This window comes from Rhizobium sp. LjRoot30, assembly GCF_964253915.1.
GTDB lineage: Bacteria > Pseudomonadota > Alphaproteobacteria > Rhizobiales > Rhizobiaceae > Metarhizobium.
The window spans coordinates 105,597-124,906 of the sequence record NZ_CAXUSG020000009.1 but is presented as its reverse complement, the minus strand read 5'-3'; the positions used below and the strand labels follow the sequence as shown (position 1 = coordinate 124,906).

Annotated in this window: 17 protein-coding genes; 10 read left to right on the top strand and 7 right to left on the bottom strand. The window is 62.2% G+C overall.

The genetic code is table 11. The annotated features are described in order from the left end of the window. The first annotated feature begins 1 nt into the window (after position 1). Together ACSQ3I_RS18610 and ACSQ3I_RS18605 are read left to right on the top strand one after the other, a co-directional pair. A complete protein-coding gene (locus tag ACSQ3I_RS18610; RefSeq protein ID WP_436001431.1) occupies positions 2 to 2,071 on the top strand; it encodes a hypothetical protein in 2,070 nt (689 codons plus the stop codon). Then, the gene (locus ACSQ3I_RS18605) at positions 2,068 to 2,547 is read left to right on the top strand and encodes a GNAT family N-acetyltransferase (protein ID WP_436001429.1); all 480 of its coding nucleotides are present in this window, start codon (positions 2,068 to 2,070) and stop codon (positions 2,545 to 2,547) included. The genes ACSQ3I_RS18610 and ACSQ3I_RS18605 overlap by 4 nt, the downstream gene beginning before the upstream one ends. A 66-nt stretch (positions 2,548 to 2,613) precedes the next feature. On the opposite strand, the gene ACSQ3I_RS18600 is transcribed toward ACSQ3I_RS18605, so the two are convergent. Then, positions 2,614 to 3,168 (bottom strand): GNAT family N-acetyltransferase, encoded by a 555-nt coding sequence (locus ACSQ3I_RS18600; protein ID WP_436001427.1) that lies wholly within the window; start codon positions 3,166 to 3,168, stop codon positions 2,614 to 2,616. Positions 3,169 to 3,420: 252 nt separating this feature from the next. On the opposite strand from ACSQ3I_RS18600, the gene ACSQ3I_RS18595 reads away from it, so the two are divergent. After that, a complete protein-coding gene (locus ACSQ3I_RS18595) occupies positions 3,421 to 4,419 on the top strand; it encodes a glutathione S-transferase family protein (protein ID WP_436001425.1) in 999 nt (332 codons plus the stop codon). 6 nt (positions 4,420 to 4,425) lie between these two features. On the opposite strand, the gene ACSQ3I_RS18590 is transcribed toward ACSQ3I_RS18595, so the two are convergent. Continuing rightward, the gene (locus ACSQ3I_RS18590; protein ID WP_436001423.1) at positions 4,426 to 4,914 is read right to left on the bottom strand and encodes an NUDIX domain-containing protein; all 489 of its coding nucleotides are present in this window, start codon (positions 4,912 to 4,914) and stop codon (positions 4,426 to 4,428) included. 40 nt (positions 4,915 to 4,954) lie between these two features. Here ACSQ3I_RS18590 and ACSQ3I_RS18585 point away from each other — a divergent pair, with 40 nt between their 5' ends. The 4 genes from ACSQ3I_RS18585 to ACSQ3I_RS18570 all read left to right on the top strand — a co-directional run bounded on the left by ACSQ3I_RS18585 (position 4,955) and on the right by ACSQ3I_RS18570 (position 8,234). After that, a complete protein-coding gene (locus ACSQ3I_RS18585) occupies positions 4,955 to 5,863 on the top strand; it encodes a metallophosphoesterase family protein (protein ID WP_436001421.1) in 909 nt (302 codons plus the stop codon). Between the two features lie 90 nt (positions 5,864 to 5,953). Continuing rightward, positions 5,954 to 6,610: a tetratricopeptide repeat protein gene (locus ACSQ3I_RS18580; protein WP_436001419.1), complete on the top strand. Its 657-nt coding sequence runs from the start codon at positions 5,954 to 5,956 to the stop codon at positions 6,608 to 6,610. Between the two features lie 263 nt (positions 6,611 to 6,873). Continuing rightward, on the top strand, positions 6,874 to 7,392 hold the full coding sequence (locus ACSQ3I_RS18575) for an RNA polymerase sigma factor (RefSeq protein WP_436001578.1): 519 nt from the start codon (positions 6,874 to 6,876) through the stop codon (positions 7,390 to 7,392). 5 nt (positions 7,393 to 7,397) lie between these two features. Beyond that, entirely contained in the window at positions 7,398 to 8,234 is an 837-nt protein-coding gene (locus ACSQ3I_RS18570; protein WP_436001417.1) for an anti-sigma factor family protein, read from the top strand. A 22-nt stretch (positions 8,235 to 8,256) separates the two neighbouring features. On the opposite strand, the gene ACSQ3I_RS18565 is transcribed toward ACSQ3I_RS18570, so the two are convergent. The 3 genes from ACSQ3I_RS18565 to ACSQ3I_RS18555 all read right to left on the bottom strand — a co-directional run bounded on the left by ACSQ3I_RS18565 (position 8,257) and on the right by ACSQ3I_RS18555 (position 12,340). Continuing rightward, complete coding sequence (locus ACSQ3I_RS18565) at positions 8,257 to 9,039, bottom strand: alpha/beta fold hydrolase (protein ID WP_436001415.1); 783 nt, start codon at positions 9,037 to 9,039, stop codon at positions 8,257 to 8,259. 3 nt (positions 9,040 to 9,042) lie between these two features. Next, positions 9,043 to 10,755, bottom strand: a complete 1,713-nt coding sequence (leuA, locus tag ACSQ3I_RS18560) for a 2-isopropylmalate synthase (protein WP_436001577.1) — start codon at positions 10,753 to 10,755, stop codon at positions 9,043 to 9,045. A 406-nt stretch (positions 10,756 to 11,161) separates the two neighbouring features. After that, positions 11,162 to 12,340, bottom strand: coding sequence for a benzoate/H(+) symporter BenE family transporter (locus ACSQ3I_RS18555; protein ID WP_436001413.1), 1,179 nt, complete (start codon positions 12,338 to 12,340; stop codon positions 11,162 to 11,164). A 74-nt stretch (positions 12,341 to 12,414) separates the two neighbouring features. Between ACSQ3I_RS18555 and ACSQ3I_RS18550 the strand changes: the two genes are divergently transcribed. The 3 genes from ACSQ3I_RS18550 (at position 12,415) to ACSQ3I_RS18540 (ending at position 14,335) form a co-directional block, all read left to right on the top strand. Continuing rightward, positions 12,415 to 12,639 (top strand): hypothetical protein, encoded by a 225-nt coding sequence (locus tag ACSQ3I_RS18550; protein ID WP_436001411.1) that lies wholly within the window; start codon positions 12,415 to 12,417, stop codon positions 12,637 to 12,639. A 44-nt stretch (positions 12,640 to 12,683) separates the two neighbouring features. After that, positions 12,684 to 13,595 carry a cation diffusion facilitator family transporter gene (locus ACSQ3I_RS18545; RefSeq protein WP_436001409.1) on the top strand — a complete coding sequence of 304 codons (912 nt, stop codon included), beginning with the start codon at positions 12,684 to 12,686 and terminating at the stop codon, positions 13,593 to 13,595. Positions 13,596 to 13,756: 161 nt separating this feature from the next. Next, positions 13,757 to 14,335 carry an ATP-dependent Clp protease proteolytic subunit gene (locus ACSQ3I_RS18540; protein WP_436001407.1) on the top strand — a complete coding sequence of 193 codons (579 nt, stop codon included), beginning with the start codon at positions 13,757 to 13,759 and terminating at the stop codon, positions 14,333 to 14,335. 228 nt (positions 14,336 to 14,563) lie between these two features. On the opposite strand, the gene ACSQ3I_RS18535 is transcribed toward ACSQ3I_RS18540, so the two are convergent. Beyond that, complete coding sequence (locus ACSQ3I_RS18535) at positions 14,564 to 16,753, bottom strand: anthranilate synthase (protein ID WP_436001405.1); 2,190 nt, start codon at positions 16,751 to 16,753, stop codon at positions 14,564 to 14,566. 278 nt (positions 16,754 to 17,031) lie between these two features. Further along, the gene (locus tag ACSQ3I_RS18530; RefSeq protein WP_436001403.1) at positions 17,032 to 19,275 is read right to left on the bottom strand and encodes a TonB-dependent hemoglobin/transferrin/lactoferrin family receptor; all 2,244 of its coding nucleotides are present in this window, start codon (positions 19,273 to 19,275) and stop codon (positions 17,032 to 17,034) included. Between the last annotated feature and the right edge of the window lie 35 nt (positions 19,276 to 19,310).

Below are 19,310 nucleotides of genomic sequence, written 5' to 3'. Positions count from 1 at the left end.
CATGACGATCGGTTTCGACCCCTTCCTGCCCTGGCTCGTATTGGCGGGGCTCGCCATCCTCGTCGCCGTGCTGGCCGGGCTCGGCCTGTGGCGCGGCGTGCGCGGCACGCTGGTGCGCACGCTCGCCGGTTTCGCCCTGCTCGCGGCGCTTGCCAACCCGCTGTTGATGCAGGAGGACCGCGAACAGCTCTCCACCGTCGTCCCCGTCATCGTCGACCGCAGCCAGAGCCAGCAGACGCCGGAACGGCAGGCGACGACCGACGAAGCGCTGGCCGGCATCAAGGAACGCCTCGCCCGCTTTCCGCGCATCGAACCCCGCTTCGTCGAAGCCGCCGACGACGAGACCTCGGATTCGCCCTCGACGCGGCTGTTCACCGCTTTGTCTTCCGCCGTCTCCGACGTGCCGCCGGCGCGCATCGGCGGGGCGATCTTCATCACCGACGGCCAGATCCACGACCTGCCCAACGCCAACCAGGCGCTCGGCTTCGACGCGCCGCTGCACGGGCTGATCACCGGCAAGGCGGACGAATTCGACCGGCGTATCGAGATCGTCCGCGCCCCGCGTTTCGGCATCGTCAACGAGGACCAGGAACTCACGCTGCGCGTCTTCGACGACGGCCCCGGCCCCGGCGGCGCCGCAAGCGTCACGGTGAAGATGAACGGCGCCGAGATCGCCACCATTTCCGCCACGCCCGAACAGGATACGCCCTTCAGCTTCAAGGTGCCGCGCGGCGGCAACAACGTGCTGGAATTTTCCGTCGCCGAAGTGGCCGGCGAAGTGACGGCCGCCAACAATCGTGCCGTCCACCTGATCGAGGGCATCCGCGAAAATCTGCGCGTGCTGCTGGTCTCCGGCGAACCGCATGCCGGCGAACGCGCCTGGCGCAACCTGTTGAAATCCGATGCCGCCGTCGACCTCGTGCATTTCACCATCCTGCGGCCGCCGGAAAAGCAGGACGGCACGCCGATCAACGAGCTGTCGCTGATCGCCTTCCCGACCCGCGAGCTTTTCGTCGAGAAGATCAACGATTTCGACCTGATCATCTTCGACCGCTACCAGCATCGCGGCGTGCTGCCGATCCTCTATTACGATTACATCGCCCAGTACGTCGAAAAGGGCGGCGCGCTGTTGATCGCCGCCGGGCCGGAGCATGCGGGCGAGGATTCCATCGCCATGACGCCGCTTTCCGTGGTGCTGCCGGCCGCGCCCACCGGCGTGATGGACGAAAAGCCCTTCTATCCGCGGCTGTCCGAAGCCGGCAAGAAGCACCCGGTCACCCGCGGCCTCGACGGCGCCGACCAGGAGCCGCCGTCATGGGGCCGCTGGTTCCGCACTGTCGACGTCGAGCAGCCACAGGGCCAGACGGTTATGGTCGGCGCCGACGACCATCCGCTGCTGGTGCTTAACCGTGCCGGGGAAGGCCGTGTCGCCATGCTGCTTTCGGATCAGGGCTGGCTCTGGGCGCGCGGCTTCGAAGGCGGTGGCCCGCATGTGGCTCTCTATCGCCGCATTGCCCATTGGTTGATGAAGGAACCGGCGCTGGAGGAAGAAGCGCTGACCGCCCGCGCCTCCGGCCGCACGCTGGAAATCACCCGCCAGACCATCGGTGACGATCCCGGCCCGGCAACGATCCGTTATCCCTCGGGCAAGACCGAGAGCGTCGCCATGACGCTGTCCGCCCCCGGCCTCTACCGGGCGGAACAGCGCATGGACGAGACCGGCCTGTTCGAGATCGCCAACGGCGAGCTTTCGACGCTGGTGCATGTCGGCGCCGTCGATGCGCCGGAGTTCAAGGCAATGGTCTCGACGACGGAAACGCTGCTGCCGCTGGCGGAAAAGACCCACGGCCTCATCACCCGCGTCACCGATGCCGCCGGCACGCTGACGTTGCCGTCGATCCTGCCGGTGCGCGGGCAGGTGCGTACCGCCGATCCCGACCGGTTGACCATCCGCATGACCGACGAAACGGTGCTGAAGGGCATCAACACCCTGCCGCTGTTTGCCGGTTTCCTCGGCGCGGCCGTGCTGCTGTTTGCTTTTGCGTCGATGTGGTGGCGTGAAGGCCGATGACGCCTGCCGATTTTCGCCTTGAGGTCACCGACGCGCCCGCGCCGGCCGAGCTTGCCGCTATCGGCGACGCATTGACGGCGTTCAACACCGCCGATGTCGGCCCCTCGGAGCGACAGGGACTGGCAGTTCTGCTGCGTGACGAAAACGGCGCGGTGATCGGCGGACTTGCCGGCTTCACCGCATGGACATGGCTCTATGTGCAATGGCTGTTCGTGCCCGAGGCGCTGCGCGGCCAAGGCATTGCCGGGAAACTGCTCTCCGCCGCCGAAGCGGAGGCTCAAAGGCGCGGTTGCGGCGGCGCCTGGATTGACACCTTCAGCGAAACGGCACTCGCCACCTACCAGAAACAGGGTTATGCCGTCTTCGGTGCCCTGCCCGGCTTTCCGCCCGGCCGCACCCGCTGGTTCCTGCAGAAGCGCCTCGATGAGCGTCCTACAGCGCCAAGCGTCTTTCAAGGCAAGCCAAAGACGCTGTAGCACATTGAAAGCGCTGCATAATTTCATCCTCAAATCGCTTCCGATTTTAGGAATTATGCAGAAGTGTCATGCTCGCCTGAGGATCCGTTCCACCACCTCGGCCTCGATCGCATCCGCCCGGCAATCCCGCCAGGCGATCACGCCCTTGAGCCGGGCATGGGTATCGGATGCCATCGGCACCACCAGCACGCGGCCGGGATCGACCGGGCCGGGGAATGCCAGCGCATCGTAAGCGACCTTTTCGAAGCCAAGCGGCTGGTAATAGGGCGGATCGCCAACCAGGATCACCGCTTCGGAGCCCTTGCGCCGCGCCGATTCCACCGCGATCCGCACCAGTTCGCGGCCGATGCCAATGTTCTTGTGCGACGGGCGCACCGCCAGCGGGCCGAGCAGATGGCCGTGCACGCCACCGGCCAACACCGGCGTCATGCGCACGGAGGCAATCGTCTCGCCGTCGTCGGCGCAGATATAGGAAAGCGACCGGTCGTGCGGCCCCTGCTCGCGGATACGCGCTGCGGCCTTCACAAACCGGCCGGGGCCAAATGCTTCTGCGTTGATGAGTTCGATGACGGCGTCGTGCGACGCGTCCTCGGTGAGGTAAACCAGATCGTGATTTTTCATGAGGAGACTGAACCAGAAAATGCGGACAGGAAATGTGCTCTCGGTGACGCCCTCAGGCGTCCGGGATCATCAGCGTCGTCGCAGGTTCCGTGGTGCAGTCATGAATCGTGGTTTCCCAAAAAGGTGTGGCAAAGCGGATAGCAGAAAAATAACGTTTGTCCAATCGAAAAACACACCGTTCAAACTTTGCGCTCTCGCCAAGCGCGCCGCAATCCCTATTCTTAGGGCAAGACAAGTTTAAGGAGAAGAACGATGGGCAGGTTGGTCGAAGGTGTGTGGCAGGATGTCTGGTACGACACCAAGGAAAACCAGGGGCATTTCAAACGCGCCGCCTCGCAGTTCCGCAACTGGGTGACCGCCGACGGCTCGGCCGGCCCGGGCGGAACCGGCGGCTTCAAGGCGGAAAAGGACCGTTATCATCTCTACGTCTCCTACGCCTGTCCCTGGGCGCACCGCACGCTGATCTTCCGCAAGCTGAAGAAGCTGGAGGAGATCATTCCGGTGACCGTCGTCGATCCGCTGATGCTGGAAAACGGCTGGGAATTCCACGACCGCGACGGCGCGACACCCGATCCGCTGTTTGGCGCAAATTTCCTCTGGCAGATCTACACCAAGGCCGATCCGCATTATTCCGGTCGCGTCACCGTGCCGGTGCTGTGGGACAAGAAGAACGGCACGATCGTCTCGAATGAATCGGCAGAGATCATCCGCATGTTCAACAGCGCCTTCAACGGCCTGACCGGAAACACGGACGACTACTATCCGGAAGCGCTGCAGGGCGAGATCGACGAAATCAACACGCTTGTCTACGACACGGTCAACAACGGCGTCTACAAGGCAGGCTTTGCAACGAGCCAAGAGGCCTACGAAACGAGCGTGCTAAAACTGTTCGAAACCCTCGACACGCTGGATAAACGCCTGGAAAAGCAGCGTTATCTCACCGGCTCGCGACTGACGGAGGCTGACTGGCGACTGTTCACCACGCTGGTGCGCTTCGACGCCGTCTATGTCGGCCACTTCAAGTGCAACATCCGCCGTATCGACGACTATGCCAATCTCTCGACCTATCTGCGCGACCTCTATCAGGTGCCGGGTGTCGCCGAGACCGTCAACCTGCGGCACATCAAGCACCACTATTATCGTAGCCACCTGATGATCAATCCGACCGGCATCGTGCCGGTGGGTCCGGAGCTTGATTTCACCCGCCCGCACGGACGGGAGAAGCTCACGACGGTCGCAACGGCCGCGTGATCCCGCTCACCACAGATTGACCGGATCGTGCACGCCGCGCAGTTCCGCCACCCGGCTTCGTGTCGAGGCGGCGGAGCCTTCCGGCAGCGCGTCGAGCGAAAAGAAGCCGCTTTCGCGGATCTCGCGATCAGGGATTTTCGGCGTCGTCTGGATGACGTTGACGCGGTAGAGCAGCACGTGGTCGCGCTTGCTGGCGCTGCGGTTGAAATAGGCGTGGAACAGTTTTGGGCGCTCGGTCATCACCAGGTTGCCCTCCTCGCGCAGTTCCTTTTCCAGCGCTTCCTCCGCCGTCTCGTAATATTCGACGCCGCCCCCCGGCAGGTACCAGCCGGGCACGTAGGTATGACGCACCAGGAAGATGCGGCCCTGTTCGTCGAAGCAGGCGCCGCGCACGCCAAGCGTCATGCCGCGGGTCAGCGCGAAGTAGCGATGCAGCATCCGGGTGAAGATGCGGATGCCGGTCGCCTTCAATCGCGCCCGTCGGTCAACGTTCATTTGACTTGCCCCTTATACGTCCCATCTTTATGTGTGCCCCATGTTCAAACTTGCCCACATATCCGATGTTCATCTCGGACCGTTGCCCAAACTCACATTTCGCGAACTGGCTTCCAAACGGATTACCGGCTTTGTGAACTGGCACCGGAACAGGCGCAAGCACCTTTTCACCAACACACTGGAAATGCTGCTGGACGATATCGAGGCCCAGCAACCGGATCATTTGGCGATTACCGGCGACCTCGTCAACCTCGCGACCGGTATTGAAATTCGCGCCGCCGCCGACTGGCTGGAGGAAGTCGGCCCGCCGGAGGCGACATCCGTGGTCCCCGGCAACCACGACGCTTATGTCTGGGGCGCCCACGACAAGGCCATGCATGCCTGGTACGATTACGTGCGCGGCGACAACCAGCCGCCCGCCTGGGACAGTGAGCGCAAGATCTTTCCTTATCTGCGGGTGCGTGGCCAAGTAGCGCTTGTCGGCTGTTCCACGTCGATTGCAACGCCGCCCTTTTCCGCCAGCGGTTATTTCGGCCGCCGGCAGGCGCGCGAGACCGTCAACATGTTGCGGGCGGCAGGCGAAGCCGGGCTGTTCCGCGTGGTGATGATCCATCATCCGCCGATCCGTGGCGCCACGCCGGCACACAAGCGCATGATCGGCATCCGCCGCTTTGCCGCCGCTATCTCCACCGGCGGCGCCGAACTGGTGCTGCACGGCCATACCCATCTCAACACGGTGAACTGGCTGCGCGGCCAGACCGGCAGGGTGCCGGTGGTCGGCATCGCGTCGGCCTCCCAGGGGCCGGGCGGCAAGAAGCCGCGGGCCGCCTACAACCTGTTCCATATATCCGGTTCGCCGAGCGCCTGGCGCCTCGTCTGCGAGCGCCACAGCCTCACAGCGGACGGCCAATCCGTAGCACTTGAAAACGTCACGACTTTTTCCGAATAGCCGGCGCCGTTCATCCGTTTGTGCTTGAAGACGGTAGGCAGTTGTTGTCTCCTGCCGTCGAGCATTCTGCTCGCCCTGGAGGATCGACGCATGCCAGCCCGAAACATTCTCTCCACATTGCCTTATGCCGCCGCCATCGTCTTCGGCCTGTCCGCCCCGGCCGCCTTCGCCGCCGGCGAAGAGACCGATTCGACCAAGCCGCCGGAACAGACCGAAACCACCACCGTCTGCACGGACGGCAAGATCTGGGATGCCGAAAAGAAGGAATGCGCCGAAGCGGCCACGCCCGTGACGCCGGTGCAATCGACCGACACTGCCGCCGAATGCAAGGACGGCAAAGTCTTCGACAAGGACAAGAAAGAATGCGTCGATCCGCCGAAAAGCGGCTTCAACGACGACCAGCTCTACAAGGCAGCCCGTGAATTCGCTTATGCCGGCCAGTACGACAATGCGATCCACGCGCTCGAGCTTGCCAGCAACCAGAACGACCCGCGCATCCTGAACTATCTCGGCTACGCCAACCGCAAGGCCGGTCGCATGGACATCGGCATGCAATATTATCGCCGCGCCATCGCCAACGATGCAAATTACATTCTCGCCCGCTCCTACATGGGCCAGGCGCTGATCGAACAGGGTGATGTCGACGGCGCCAAAGTCCAGCTGGTGGAGATTCGCGATCGTGGCGGCGAAAACACCTGGGCCTATCGTTCGCTGCTGCAATCCCTGAACGGATACGGCACATACTGAGCCCAGCCGAGGGCCACAAAATGGCCTTCAATTGAATATAAAGATGAAATTATTGGGAGGATGCGGGAAACTGCGTCCTCTTCGTCGTTGTATGCTTGCGGACCGGCAGGCAAATGTTCCATACCAGTCGCCGATGCGTCATGCCTACAGGCTCATGTTTCTGCGACGGCGTTCCCTAGGAAACCGCACAGGGCCATGATTTCTGGCAAGAGACCACATTATCGAATAAAAAATTGGTCCTGTACGTTTCTAGTGGAAAAGCAATGCATCAGACGGCTGCATACAACGACATCAGACGCGACCTGGTCAGCTTGCTGCCGAAGGTGCGCCGCTTCGCTATGACATTGACACGCAACGCCAGCGATGCGGACGACCTGGTGCAGGAAGTCTGCGAGCGGGCCATAACCAAGAGCCACCTTTGGAACGGTGAAGGGCGGCTCGAAAGCTGGATTTATGCGATGACCAGGAATCTCTGGGTAGACGAAGTCAGAAAAAGAAAGGTGCGTTCTGGCGCCGGCACGGTCGATGCCGGGGAACAGAACGAACTGATCGTCGATGCTGCCGGAGAGAAGGCCGTTTACGCCCACCAGTTGAACAAGATGATCATGTCGATGCCGGAGGGGCTTTCGAGCGTCTTCGTCCTCGTCAACGTTGAAGGCCACAGCTACAGGGAAACCGCGGATATTCTCGGCATTCCGATCGGAACAGTCATGTCGCGCCTTTCGACCGCCCGCCTGCGCCTGACGGCGATGGTGGCCGGCGATTCGGAAAGGAGGGCGTGACGGGAATGAACGACCTACGGAAACTACCGCTGGATGTGCGGCTCTCCGCACTTCTCGACGGCGAAGTGCAGCATGACGAGAAGGACGAACTGGAACGCCTGGTCGCCACCAACGGTGAAGCGCGTGAGATCTACGACCGGCTGAAACGAGGGTCCGAAATCGGCAATGTCGCCTTCGAGGAGTTTCTGAAGGAACCGGTGCCGCTGGCCATCGTCCGCAAGATCAAGAAAACCGAACCGCCGCAGCAAAACGCAAGCCGCACCCACGGCTTGCGTCCCCGTTTTGTCTCGATGCTGATGCAGCCCCAGGTCGTGGCGGCGTCTCTCGCCCTGTTCGTCATCGGTGGCGGCCTCGGCTATTTTCTGGGTTCCGGGGCCTTCGTGCCTGATGTCCCGGTTCAGTTGGCGCAGGCGCCGCTGCAAAGATCCTGGCTTGACGATATCGCCGCCTATCACCGGGTCTATGCCCGCCAGCAGCGCCATCTCGCCGAAGTTCCGCCATCGGAAGCCGATCACATCGTCAGCTGGCTGACCGACAGCGTCGGCGTCGGCTTCAAGCTGCCCGACCTCGCCTCCGACGGGCTGGAGTTCAAGGGTGCCCGTCTCCTGGTCGCCCAGGGCAAGCCGGTGGCGCAACTGCTCTACCGCAACCAGGAAAACGATATCATCGCCATCTGTTTCATGAAGAACGGCGACAGCCCGGAAGACGGTTTCGACGAGACCATCAAGGACGATATCGGCCTGGTTTCCTGGCACAAGGGTCCGGTCGCCTATGTCGTCGTCGGCCCATCGTCGGAAGCAACGCTGACGAAGATTGCCGAAAAGGTTTCCACCGAGATCTGAACTAGGGCAGCAGACAGCAGCGTCAATAGGCGTCGTCGAGATTGGCGTGGATCGCGGCCAGAACGTCCTCGGCGCATTCCTCGATCAACATGTGGCCGGCCTCTGGCAGGCGCCAGACGAGGACATTGCCCGGCAGGTCTTCCGCCTGCACCACGGGCAGGATGTTGTCCTCCTCGCCCCACAGAAGGCGGATCGGCATTTTCAGCGCAGCAAGCGTTTCCGTGGCAAGACGTCCCTGCTTCTTCTGCTCGGCACGGGCATCCACGAACATCGCGGCATAAACCACCTGCAGGGCAGCCATAGCGCCCGGCCGGTGGCGATCCGCAAGCATCTTGCCGGTTGCCTCGGCGGGGAACACCGCATTGAACCCGATCATGGCCTCGAGAGACGCAGAAAGCGCTGCTTCGGTTTCCGCCACCGCAAACCGGTAGAGGCTACGATGATTGATCGCCGGCCCGAAACCGCCAGGCGCCAGGAGAACAAGTGAAGCAACCCGTTCGGGATTTCTCAGTGCGATAAGGGCGGCGACTGCGCCGCCCATCGAATGCCCACACAGATGAAACCGGCTGACGCCACGATGGTCGAGATCGCCGAGAATCGCCTTCGCCATCCGCCCTGCCCCGCCAATCGAATCGCTATCCAGCGAGGAACCATGCCCCGGCAGATCGTAGGCGATGACGGGATGGTCGCCCTGCAAGTTGGCGGCAATCCCCTCCCAGGCGAATGCGCCACCGCCAAAACCGTGCAGCAGCACCAATGGCGCGGCCCTCTGGAAGTTTCCGGCGATGACGGCATTCAGGGTCATGGATCAGCCTTTCGCGCGTTCCTCCAACACCCGGTTCGCCGCCGAAACGATCGCTTCCAGCGACGCGGCGACGATGTTGGTGTTGACGCCGGCGCCGAAGAGCTTGCCGCCGGGATATTCCACTTCGACATAAGCGATGGCCGCGGCATTCGAGCCGTGCTGCATCGAATGCTCGGAGTAATCGGCCACCGAGAGATCGATGTTCAGGTAGATCGACAGCGCGTTGATGAAGCCGTCGATGGGCCCGGTGCCGCGCCCTTCGATACGCTTCGTCTCGCCGTTGTCGGTGATTTCGGCCGCGACGATGCGCACACCCTTCTGCTCCGACACCGGATAGGTGTGGTGGTCGACGAATTTCAGGCGGGCATTCGGCTGCTCGACGTAACGCTCCATGAAGCGGCTGTGGATGCGCTTGGAGGGCAGTTCCTTGCCTTCCTCGTCGGTGATGCGCTGGATGTCCTCGCGGAACTCCACCTGCAGGTTGCGCGGCAGGTTGAGGCCGTAATCCTCCTGCAGGATATAGGCGATGCCGCCCTTGCCGGACTGCGAGTTGATGCGGATGATCGCCTCGTAGGTGCGGCCGACATCCCGCGGATCGATCGGCAGGTAGGGCACTTCCCACAACGACTTGTTGGCCACCTTGATGGCCTTCATGCCCTTGTTAATGGCATCCTGGTGCGAGCCGGAGAAGGCAGTGTAGACCAGTTCGCCGACGTAAGGGTGGCGCTCGGGAATGACCATCTCGTTGGAATATTCGTAGACGGACTTGATGCGCTCGATGTCGGAGCAATCCAGCTCCGGATCGACGCCCTGGGTGAACATGTTCAGGGCCAGGGTGACGACGTCGACATTGCCGGTGCGCTCGCCATTGCCGAACAGCGTGCCTTCGACGCGGTCGGCGCCAGCCATCAGCGCCAGTTCGGTCGCGGCGATGCCGGTGCCGCGGTCATTGTGCGGGTGAACGGAAACGATGATGTTTTCGCGGTTGTCGATGCGGCGGCACATCCATTCGATCTGGTCGGCATAGACGTTCGGCGTCGCCATCTCGACGGTCGACGGCAGGTTGAGGATCAGCTTATTCTCAGGCGTCGGCTGGATGACCTCGATGACGGCATTGCTGATCTCCAGCGCCACTTCCAGTTCCGTGCCGGTAAAGCTTTCCGGCGAATACTGGAAGCGGAAACCGCCGCCGGCCTTGGCGGCCATGTCGGTGATCATCTTGGCGGCATCGACGGCGATCTGCTTGATGCCGGCGACGTCCTTGCCGAACACGACGCGGCGCTGCAACTCGCTGGTCGAGTTATAAAAATGCACGATCGGCTGGCGGGCGCCCTGCAAGGCCTCGAAGGTGCGGGTGATCAGCTCCGGGCGGCACTGCACCAGAACCTGCAGCGACACGTCGTCGGGCACGTTGGCCTCCTCGACGCACCAGCGGGCGAAATCGAAATCGGTCTGCGAGGCGGAAGGGAAACCGATCTCGATTTCCTTGAAACCCATGTCGAGCAACAGATTGAACATCCGCGCCTTGCGATCATGGCCCATCGGATTGACCAGCGACTGGTTGCCGTCGCGCAGGTCGACAGAGCACCATACCGGCGCCTTGGTGATCGTCTTCGAGGGCCAGGTGCGATCCGGAATGCTGATCTGCGGATAGGCCTGATACTTGATTGCCGCTTCCGGCATGCCCTTTTTCTGAGAGTGGGTCTTCGCGTCCATCGTCTTCATCTCTTCAATTCCCGGCATTTGCCGAGCCTCTTAGCTCATCGGTCGCAATTTTGCGACGGCAAATGCTGACCATGCGGGTCAAATCTATTCATATGGGTGAGGTTTCGAGGAGCTTCGCCAGGGCGGGATCGGCCGCCGGGCGCTCCTCAACGGACCCGGCAACCGCGCGTAAGGTCGAGAAGAAGAAGCGAGGAAAGCGCAGACGCCGACGCGCTGGCTGCAAAGCAGCGAGCCGCAAATCGGTCAGACGTGATTGCGCCAACGGTGTTCATGGACGGATGTATACCGGCATCGGTTGCGAGAGGCAAGTGCGGTTGTTCGAATGCCCTCACCTCGCCGGCGCCTGTCGCGACAAGGCAACACCTGCCGTTGCCTTGTCATTGCCAGACGAACAGGTTTATCCGCGCGGCACGAACCGCTGCAGCGCCATCATTGCCCCGCCGCCCAAAAGGCCCCAGAAGGCGCCGGATATGCCGGCAAACGAGACGCCCGAGGCGGTGACGAGGAAGGTGATGGCGGCAGCTTCGCGGGTTTCCGGCTCCTTGAAGGCGGCAACGGCCGAGCCGGAGAAGGCGCCGACCAGCGCCAGCCCGGCGACTGCCTGGATGAGCACCGGTGGAGCCAGCGCCACGAAGGTGGTGACGGCGCCGGCAAGCAGGCCCAGGATCACATACCCCACCCCACCGATGATCGCCGCCCAATAACGGCGCTTCGGATCGGCGTGGGCATCGGTGCCGGCGCACATCGCCGCCGTGATCGCCGCCAGATTGACGGCATGGCCGCCGAAGGGGGCGCTGAGCAACGAGAACAGGCCGGTGACGGCAAAAAGCGGTCCCGGCACCGGTTCGTAATTGTTGACCTTCAACACCGCTATACCGGGAATATTCTGCGAGGCCATGGTGACGATGAACAGCGGCAGGGCAATCGAAACCAGTCCGGCGAGGGTGAAAACCGGCATCACGAACTCAACCGGCGGCACCAGTGACTGGCTCCAGGCGGCCAGCGCTTCCGGCGGAATGTCGACACCGAAGACCAAAACCAGCACGAAGGCCAAAAGGGCGGCCGGCACGGCAAACAACCGCTTGAAGGCGCCGACGACGATCCAGGCGATGACGATCGGCAGGCCGAGCAGCGGATTGAAGGCAATCGCCTTTACCGGCGCAAAGCAGAGGCCGATGATCACCCCCGAGAGCATGGCATTGGCAAGCGGCGCGGGAATAGCGGCGACGGCGCGGCCAAGCGGCTTGAACAGCCCGGCGACGATGATCAGCAAGGCGCAGACGATAAAGGCACCCACGGCGGTGGGAAATCCGCCGGCAACCGCGCCTGACGTCGCCAGCAGCGCCGCGCCCGGCGTCGACCAGGCGATGCTGACCGGCAGCCGCGTCGCGATGCTGAGCACGATGGCGCAAAGGCCCATGGAAATCGACAGCGCCATCAGGCCGGAGCCCGCTTCGATATCCGTCGCGCCAACCGCCTTCAGCCCCTGGAGCACGACGGCGAAGGAACTGGCGAAGCCGACGAATGCCGTCAGGCACCCCATAAAGAAACTCTGGACGGAAAAATCTTTCAACATGGCGGGACTCTTGGCTGCACGGCAGGTCATGGAGCATCAGCCGGCGGTCAAAGGCAAGGCTCGCCCGCCGGCAAATGCGCGCCGAACCCGGATTAATTGCGGAAAAACAGACCGGAAATGCGTTGCAAACACCCAGTCTGCACAGGCTTTGGGCATTCCATCCGCTCTTTACCATGTCACGAAAACATCAATTGCCTTCGGCGAAATTCCTCGCTAAACAAGCCGCAACAGGTCAAAAGGCCGCCAGGAGAACCAAAACCGTCCGCGCGAAATTCGCGCGGACGGTTTTGCCGTTCTAGGGTCCTTTTTTCTGCAATTCATTGGCATCTGCATGGGAAAACCGATGAGCAATCACGGAAACACGATCGTCCGGCGCCTCGCCTTCTGGGGCATTCCGCTGTCCTTCGGCGTCATGGGCCTCAAGCTCCTGGCCTGGTGGTTCACCGGCTCGGTGGCGCTGTTGTCCGATGCGCTGGAATCGACGGTCAATGTCGTCGCCGCCTTCATCGCCTTCTTCGTCATCCGCTATGCGCAGAAGCCGGCCGACGAGGACCACCCCTACGGCCATCACAAGGCGGAATATCTCTCCGCGGTGGTGGAGGGCGTGCTGATCGTCGTTGCGGCGCTGATGATCGTGCAGGAGGCGATCCCGCATCTGTGGACGCCCCGCCTGCCGGAAGCACCGGCGCTCGGCCTCGGCATCAACATGCTGGCCGCCGCCATCAACGCCGCCTGGGCATATCTGCTGATCCGCGCCGGCAAGAAATACAGGTCTCCGGCGCTGACGGCCGACGGCCACCACATCAACTCCGATGTCGTGACGTCGGTGGGTGTGCTCATCGGCCTGGTACTGGCGCTGGTGACCGGGTATGCGATCCTCGATCCCGCGCTCGCCATCCTCGTTTCGCTGAACATCCTCTTCCAGGGCTGGAAGGTGATTTCCCATTCCATCGACGGGTTGATGGACAAGGCCGTGGAACTCGACGAGGAAAAGGTGATCAAGGAGGCAATCAGCGCCAACGCCGCCGGCTCGCTCGGCGTGCATTATCTGCGCACACGCCGCGCCGGCGCGGTAACCTTCGTCGCTTTCGACATCGTCGTGCCCAGCACGATGTCCGTCAGCGAAGCGCATGATATCTGCGACCGGCTGGAAGACGCCATCAAGACGGCCCATCCGGGTGCCCGCGTGGTCATCCATGTCGAGCCGGAAAGTGAAAAGGCGCATGGCGTGCGCGTCAAGGTCAAGGAGACCTGACAGGAGCTGCTCGTCACGCCGATGCCCATCGGAAAACTGCGGCATTTGCGGCCGGGAAGACTTTCTTCACCTGTTCTCCCGCTTGTCTTTTTCGCGCATTGTTTTACGCATCGAATAGCACTATGTGCGGAAGAGACGAAATTCACGCTGGAGATGCGCGCATGAGCGACGAAGACGACAAGAAGACAGAAACGCCTTTGGGCAAGGAAGCGGAAGCCAACCTTTTCAAGTCGCGGTCCATTTTCATCTACGGCGGCATCACCCAGGAACTGGCGCAGAAGGTGTGCTCGCAGCTCGTGGCGCTGGCCGCTGCCAGCGACGAGGACATCCGCATCTTCGTGTCCTCGCCGGGTGGCCATGTGGAATCGGGCGATTCCATCCATGACATGATCAAGTTCGTGAAGCCGAAGGTCTGGATCATCGGCACGGGCTGGGTCGCCTCCGCCGGCGCGCTGATCTATGTCAGCGTTCCCAAGGAACAGCGCCTTTGCCTGCCGAACACCCGCTTCCTGCTTCATCAACCGTCGGGCGGCACCCGCGGCATGGCATCCGACATCGAGATCCAGGCCCGCGAAATCATCAAGATGAACGAGCGCCTGAACCGCATCTTCGCCGATGCCACCGGCCAGCCGATCGAAAAGATCGCCAAGGACACGGATCGCGATTACTGGCTCTCTGCCGAAGAAGCCAAGGGCTACGGCCTCGTCTCGCGCATTATCAACTCTCAGGCTGATATCTGAGCGAGTTCTTCTGCTTGACGTTGTTGAAAGGCGGTCCCATCGGGCCGCCTTTTTTGTTTGTCGAGACGCCGGCCTTCTCTCGCCGACGTCATCCTCGGGCTTGTCCCGAGGATCCAAGCACATAACTTTATCGTCAATGACTTGGGAACGCAGGCAGATCCTCGGGACAAGCCCGAGGATGACGCCGGAGAGGCTTTCCGACTTTGCCAGAAACCTGAGGGCGGTCTATCAAGCCGCCTTGGTCTTCGCCCGCCGCGCCAGATGCGCCACGACATTCTCGATCATCCGCATACCGGCGTCGCCGCCAAGCGTCATGATCGATTCCGGGTGGAACTGCACGGCGGCAATCGGCTCCTTGGCGTGTTCGATGCCCATGATCGTGCCGTCTTCGCTTTCGGCGGTGATGATGAAATCACGTGGCAGGGTCGAGGGATCGGCAAAGATCGAGTGGTAGCGGCCGACCGTCACTTCCTTGCCGAGGCCGGAGAAGACGAGGCCCGGCTCCAGCACCCGGATGCGTGACGGCTTGCCGTGCATCGGCACCGCCAGGTGGCGCAGTTCGCCACCATAGGCTTCCGCGATCGCCTGCAAGCCGAGGCAGACGCCGAAGATCGGCAAGTCGCGCGCCCGCGCCTTCTTGATCGTCGCCTTGCAATCGAAATCCTTCGGGTTTCCCGGTCCGGGCGACAGGACGACGAGATCGGGCTTCAGCCGGTCGAACACCTCTTCGGCCACAGGCGTGCGCACCGTCGAGACGGTGGCACCCGTCTGGCGGAAATAATTGGCCAGCGTATGGACGAAACTGTCCTCGTGGTCGACCAGCAGGATGTTGATATCCTTGCCGACGGCCGCGACGTCGCGCGAGGCTTTCTGGGCATTGCCGGATTTGGCGTCGCGAATGGCGGCGAGCATGGCGGAGGCCTTCAGTTCGGTTTCTGCTTCTTCTTCATGCGCATCGCTGTCGTTGAGCAGCGTCGCGCCGGCGCGCACCTCGGCAATGCCGTCCTTGATGCGCACGGTGCGCAGCGTCAGGCCGGTGTTCATGTCGCCGTTGAAGCCGACCATGCCGATCGCCCCGCCATACCAGGCGCGCGGGCTCTTTTCATGCGCCTCGATGAAGCGCATCGCCCACAGTTTTGGCGCCCCGGTGACGGTGACGGCCCAGGCGTGGCTGAGGAAACCGTCGAAGGCGTCCATATCGGCGCGCAGGCGGCCCTCGATGTGGTCGACCGTATGGATGAGGCGCGAATACATCTCGATCTGCCGGCGGCCGATGACCTTGACCGACCCGGGTTCGCAGACGCGCGACTTGTCGTTGCGGTCGACGTCGGAGCACATGGTGAGCTCGGACTCGTCTTTCTTGGAATTGAGGAGCTTGAGGATCTGCTCGGAATCGGCGATCGGGTCCTCGCCGCGCTTGATGGTGCCGGAAATCGGGCAAGTCTCGATGCGGCGGCCCGACACGCGCACAAACATTTCCGGCGAGGCGCCGACGAGATATTCCTGGTTGCCGAGATTGATGAAGAAGGAATAGGGCGACGGGTTGATCGCCTTCAGCCGCTTGGAAATGTCGGACGGCTTGCTGTCGCAGCGCTCCATGAATTTCTGGCCGGGCACAACTTCAAAGAGATCGCCCTTGCGAAAACTTTCCTTGGCCTTGACGACGAGTTCGGCATATTCGCCAGGCCGGTGGTCACCATGCGGCGGGATGGTGTCGGTGGTGCGGAAGGGATCGCAGACGATGTCGTCGGCCTTGCCGAAGGTGCTGAGGCCGTCCTTTTCGAAATCGTAGCGATCGATCCACGCCTTGGCGGAATAGTTGTCGACCACCAGGATTTCGTCTGGCAGATAAAGCACCATGTCGCGCTGGTCGGCGGGACGCTCGAGCTTCAGGTCGATGGCGTCGAACTGGAAGGCGATGTCGTAGCCGAAGGCACCGTAGAGGCCGAGGCTGGCATCGGCTTCGGAGAAGAACAGGTCGGTGACGGCACGCAGCACGGTGAAGATGGTCGGCATCTTCGAGCGTTCTTCTTCGGTGAAGACACGGTCGGGCAGGTTGACCGTCAGGTCGAGGCGCCGGGACGTAGCGGCGCCGAGCGTCAGTTCCGCCACCGTCTTCAGCTTTTCGGTGACGAAGGTCAGAAGCACCTCGCCGCGTCCGTTGAACGCTTCGATCCAGACATGACGGCCGAAGGAGGAGATGCCGAGCGGTGGGTCGATGACGGCCGTGTCCCAGCGGGTGTAGCGGCCGGGATATTCGTAGTTGGAGGAGAAAACAGCACCGCGGCGCTCGTCGAGCCGGTCGACATAGCTGGAGACGGCGTCCGCATAAGGCGTCGGCCGGCGCTGGCGCGTCACGGCGATGCCGCCCTTGGTCTCGTAGGTCTCCGAGCCGTCATCCCGAATAATCGTTACCATAGTTCCTCTCTCTTCATCGAGGCCCGTTCGGCAGGCGGCTTGAAACAAAAAAGCCGCCTGGCAGTTTCCGGGCGGCTTGGTCGTTGTCCTTGGACATGACTGGTCGAGGCCGCTTCAGCGTGCCCACCACCAGTTTGCAATGTTCAAGGTCTTGTTCATGGCAAAATTGTTAACCCGAGTTTGCGGCCTGCGCAAGAGGTCTTCTTCATGAGAAAGGGCGGCGCCAAAAGCACCGCCCCTTCGTCCACCGCCCCCGCCGTGATTGGCGCCTGCAACGCTTAGAAACGCTGCGTGATGGAGAGTTTGAAGTAACGACCCGGCTCGGAATAATACTCCGCCGGCTGCGTACGGCCCGTACGGGCGTTGGCATAGTCGTAATAGGTCTTGTCGAACAGGTTATAGATACCTGCGTTGATCTTCAGGCCCTTGATCTGTTCCGGCGCATACCATGCCGTCAGGTCGACGATGCCGTAGGCAGGCGTCTTGAAGTAGGTGGCGGTCGACTGGCCGCGACCGGCGGCAGAGCCGATCCAGTCGAGCGCAACGCCCCACTGTTCGGTGTCGTAAGCAACGCCGATCACGCCCTTGAGCGGCGCAACCGACTGCAGGAAGTTGCCGCTGTCGAGATCCTTGCCGTTGGCATAAGCGAGTGCCGTGCGAACGCTGAAGCCATTTTCGAAACGCTTGTGGGCACCCAGTTCGACACCGAAGATGCGGGCGCGATCGAGGTTGATGTTCTGCGTGATGCCACCCTGCGGATACTGGGTGATGTCATAGCCGGAAGCCGCAGCTTCGGCCGCAGACAGGCTGCGCGTATCGATGAAGTTCTTGTAGCGGTTATAGAACAGGTTGATACGACCGCCGAAATCGTCATCGCCGATGTTGGCGCCGATTTCGAAACCGTTGCTGGTTTCGGATTCGAGTCCAGGATTGCCGACACGCAGGTAGGTGCCCGGACCGCCGAAGGAGGCATAAAGTTCGCCGGCCGTCGGTGCGCGGAAGCCCATGGCCCACTGGCCGTAGATTTCCAGGCCGTCATGCGGCTCGTAGGCGAGACGCAGCTTCGGCGAGATTGCCGTATCGCTGAACGAATCCGGCAGAGCCGGGTTGGTCGCGTTGCGATCGAAGGCGTCCGTCATCTTCGGGTTATGCTCGATCCAGTCGAAACGAACGCCCGGCGTCAGGAAGAAGTGGCTTTCACCGAGGGCGATTTCGTCGTCGAGGAAGAAGCCAATGCGATTGCTCTCAACCTTCGGCGTGTCCGCCTGGTTGGTGTGCAGGTTGGCGCAGGCGGTGTAGGCGCCCGTATAGGGTGCGCGGCAGTTGTCGATACCCGACGAATACTGCTCGCTGGTGATGCGAGCCAGATCCCAGCCGAACGTCACGCGGTGATTGAAATTACCGGTGGTGAAGTTCTTCTCGGCAGAACCGATCAGGCCGAAGCTGTCTTCCTCGTAATCGTTCTCGCGGGTGATCGGACCGACCACGGAGGTGAAACGATAGGCGTTGTAGCCGTTGATGCGGCGCTGCTGCATCCAGTAGAGCGCTGCATCGGCCGAATCGATGAAGCTGTCGGCGCTTTCGGAACGGTAACGGTAATCGAGCGAAACGCGATCGCGCTCCGTATCGTCGATCGAGGTATGGTTGCCCGGGCGATAGTTGCCGGTCAGCGTCTGCGTCGTGCGGGTATCGATGTCGCGCTGGCGACGGAAGCTCTCGGCAGTCACGCCGATCGTGTGGCCGCCGGCCAGCTCCTGGCGCAGCTTGAACAGCAGGTTGTGCTGGTCGTAGTCAGCCGGGTTCGCCTTGGTGCGGGTCGTGCCGTAGCTGTTGACCGAACCCTGGTTGTCCCGTTCGTCACCCCACTTGTAGCCACCCTGGAACAGCACCGAGGTGCCGTTGATGCGCTTGGCGACCGCTGCCGACGGGCTGTAGCTGTTGTCGGAACCGTCATAGGCGAACTTGACGACCGCGCCCCAATCCTTGCCTTCGCTGATCAGGTCTTCCGGCTCCAGGGTGCGGATGGCGAAGATGCCGCCCAGTGCACCCTGACCGCCACGGCTCGAGTCCGCGCCGCGAACGACATCGACGGCCGAGAGCGAGGAAAAGTCGAAGGTATCGACACCGCCCTTGGCATCACGCGTGGCATCCGAGAGGTAGGTCAGCGGGATGCCGTCCACCGTTGTCAGGACACGGCTGCCTTCCAGGCCGCGAATGTTGATCGCGCCGGTGCTGCGGTTGAAGCTGACGCCCGGCTCGGCGCTGCGGCCGAGATCTTCGATGCTGCTAATCTGCTTCTGCTCGATTTCGGCGGATGTCGTTTCCGAAGCGAGAGGCGTGTCCGTGGCGCCGGTGCCCTGCGCACGGCCGCCCTTGGTAACAACGATCTTCTTCAGCGTCGTGCCGTCTGAATTGGTTGCCGCGTCGGAAGCAGCGTCTTGCGCAAAAGCCCCTGGCGCAACCGCCAGAACAGCAATCGCCGTGCACGTCAAAAGTACCGACCGAGCTTGCCGGAACACCATGGACCATTTCCTTTCGATGTAAATCACCGGGCTGG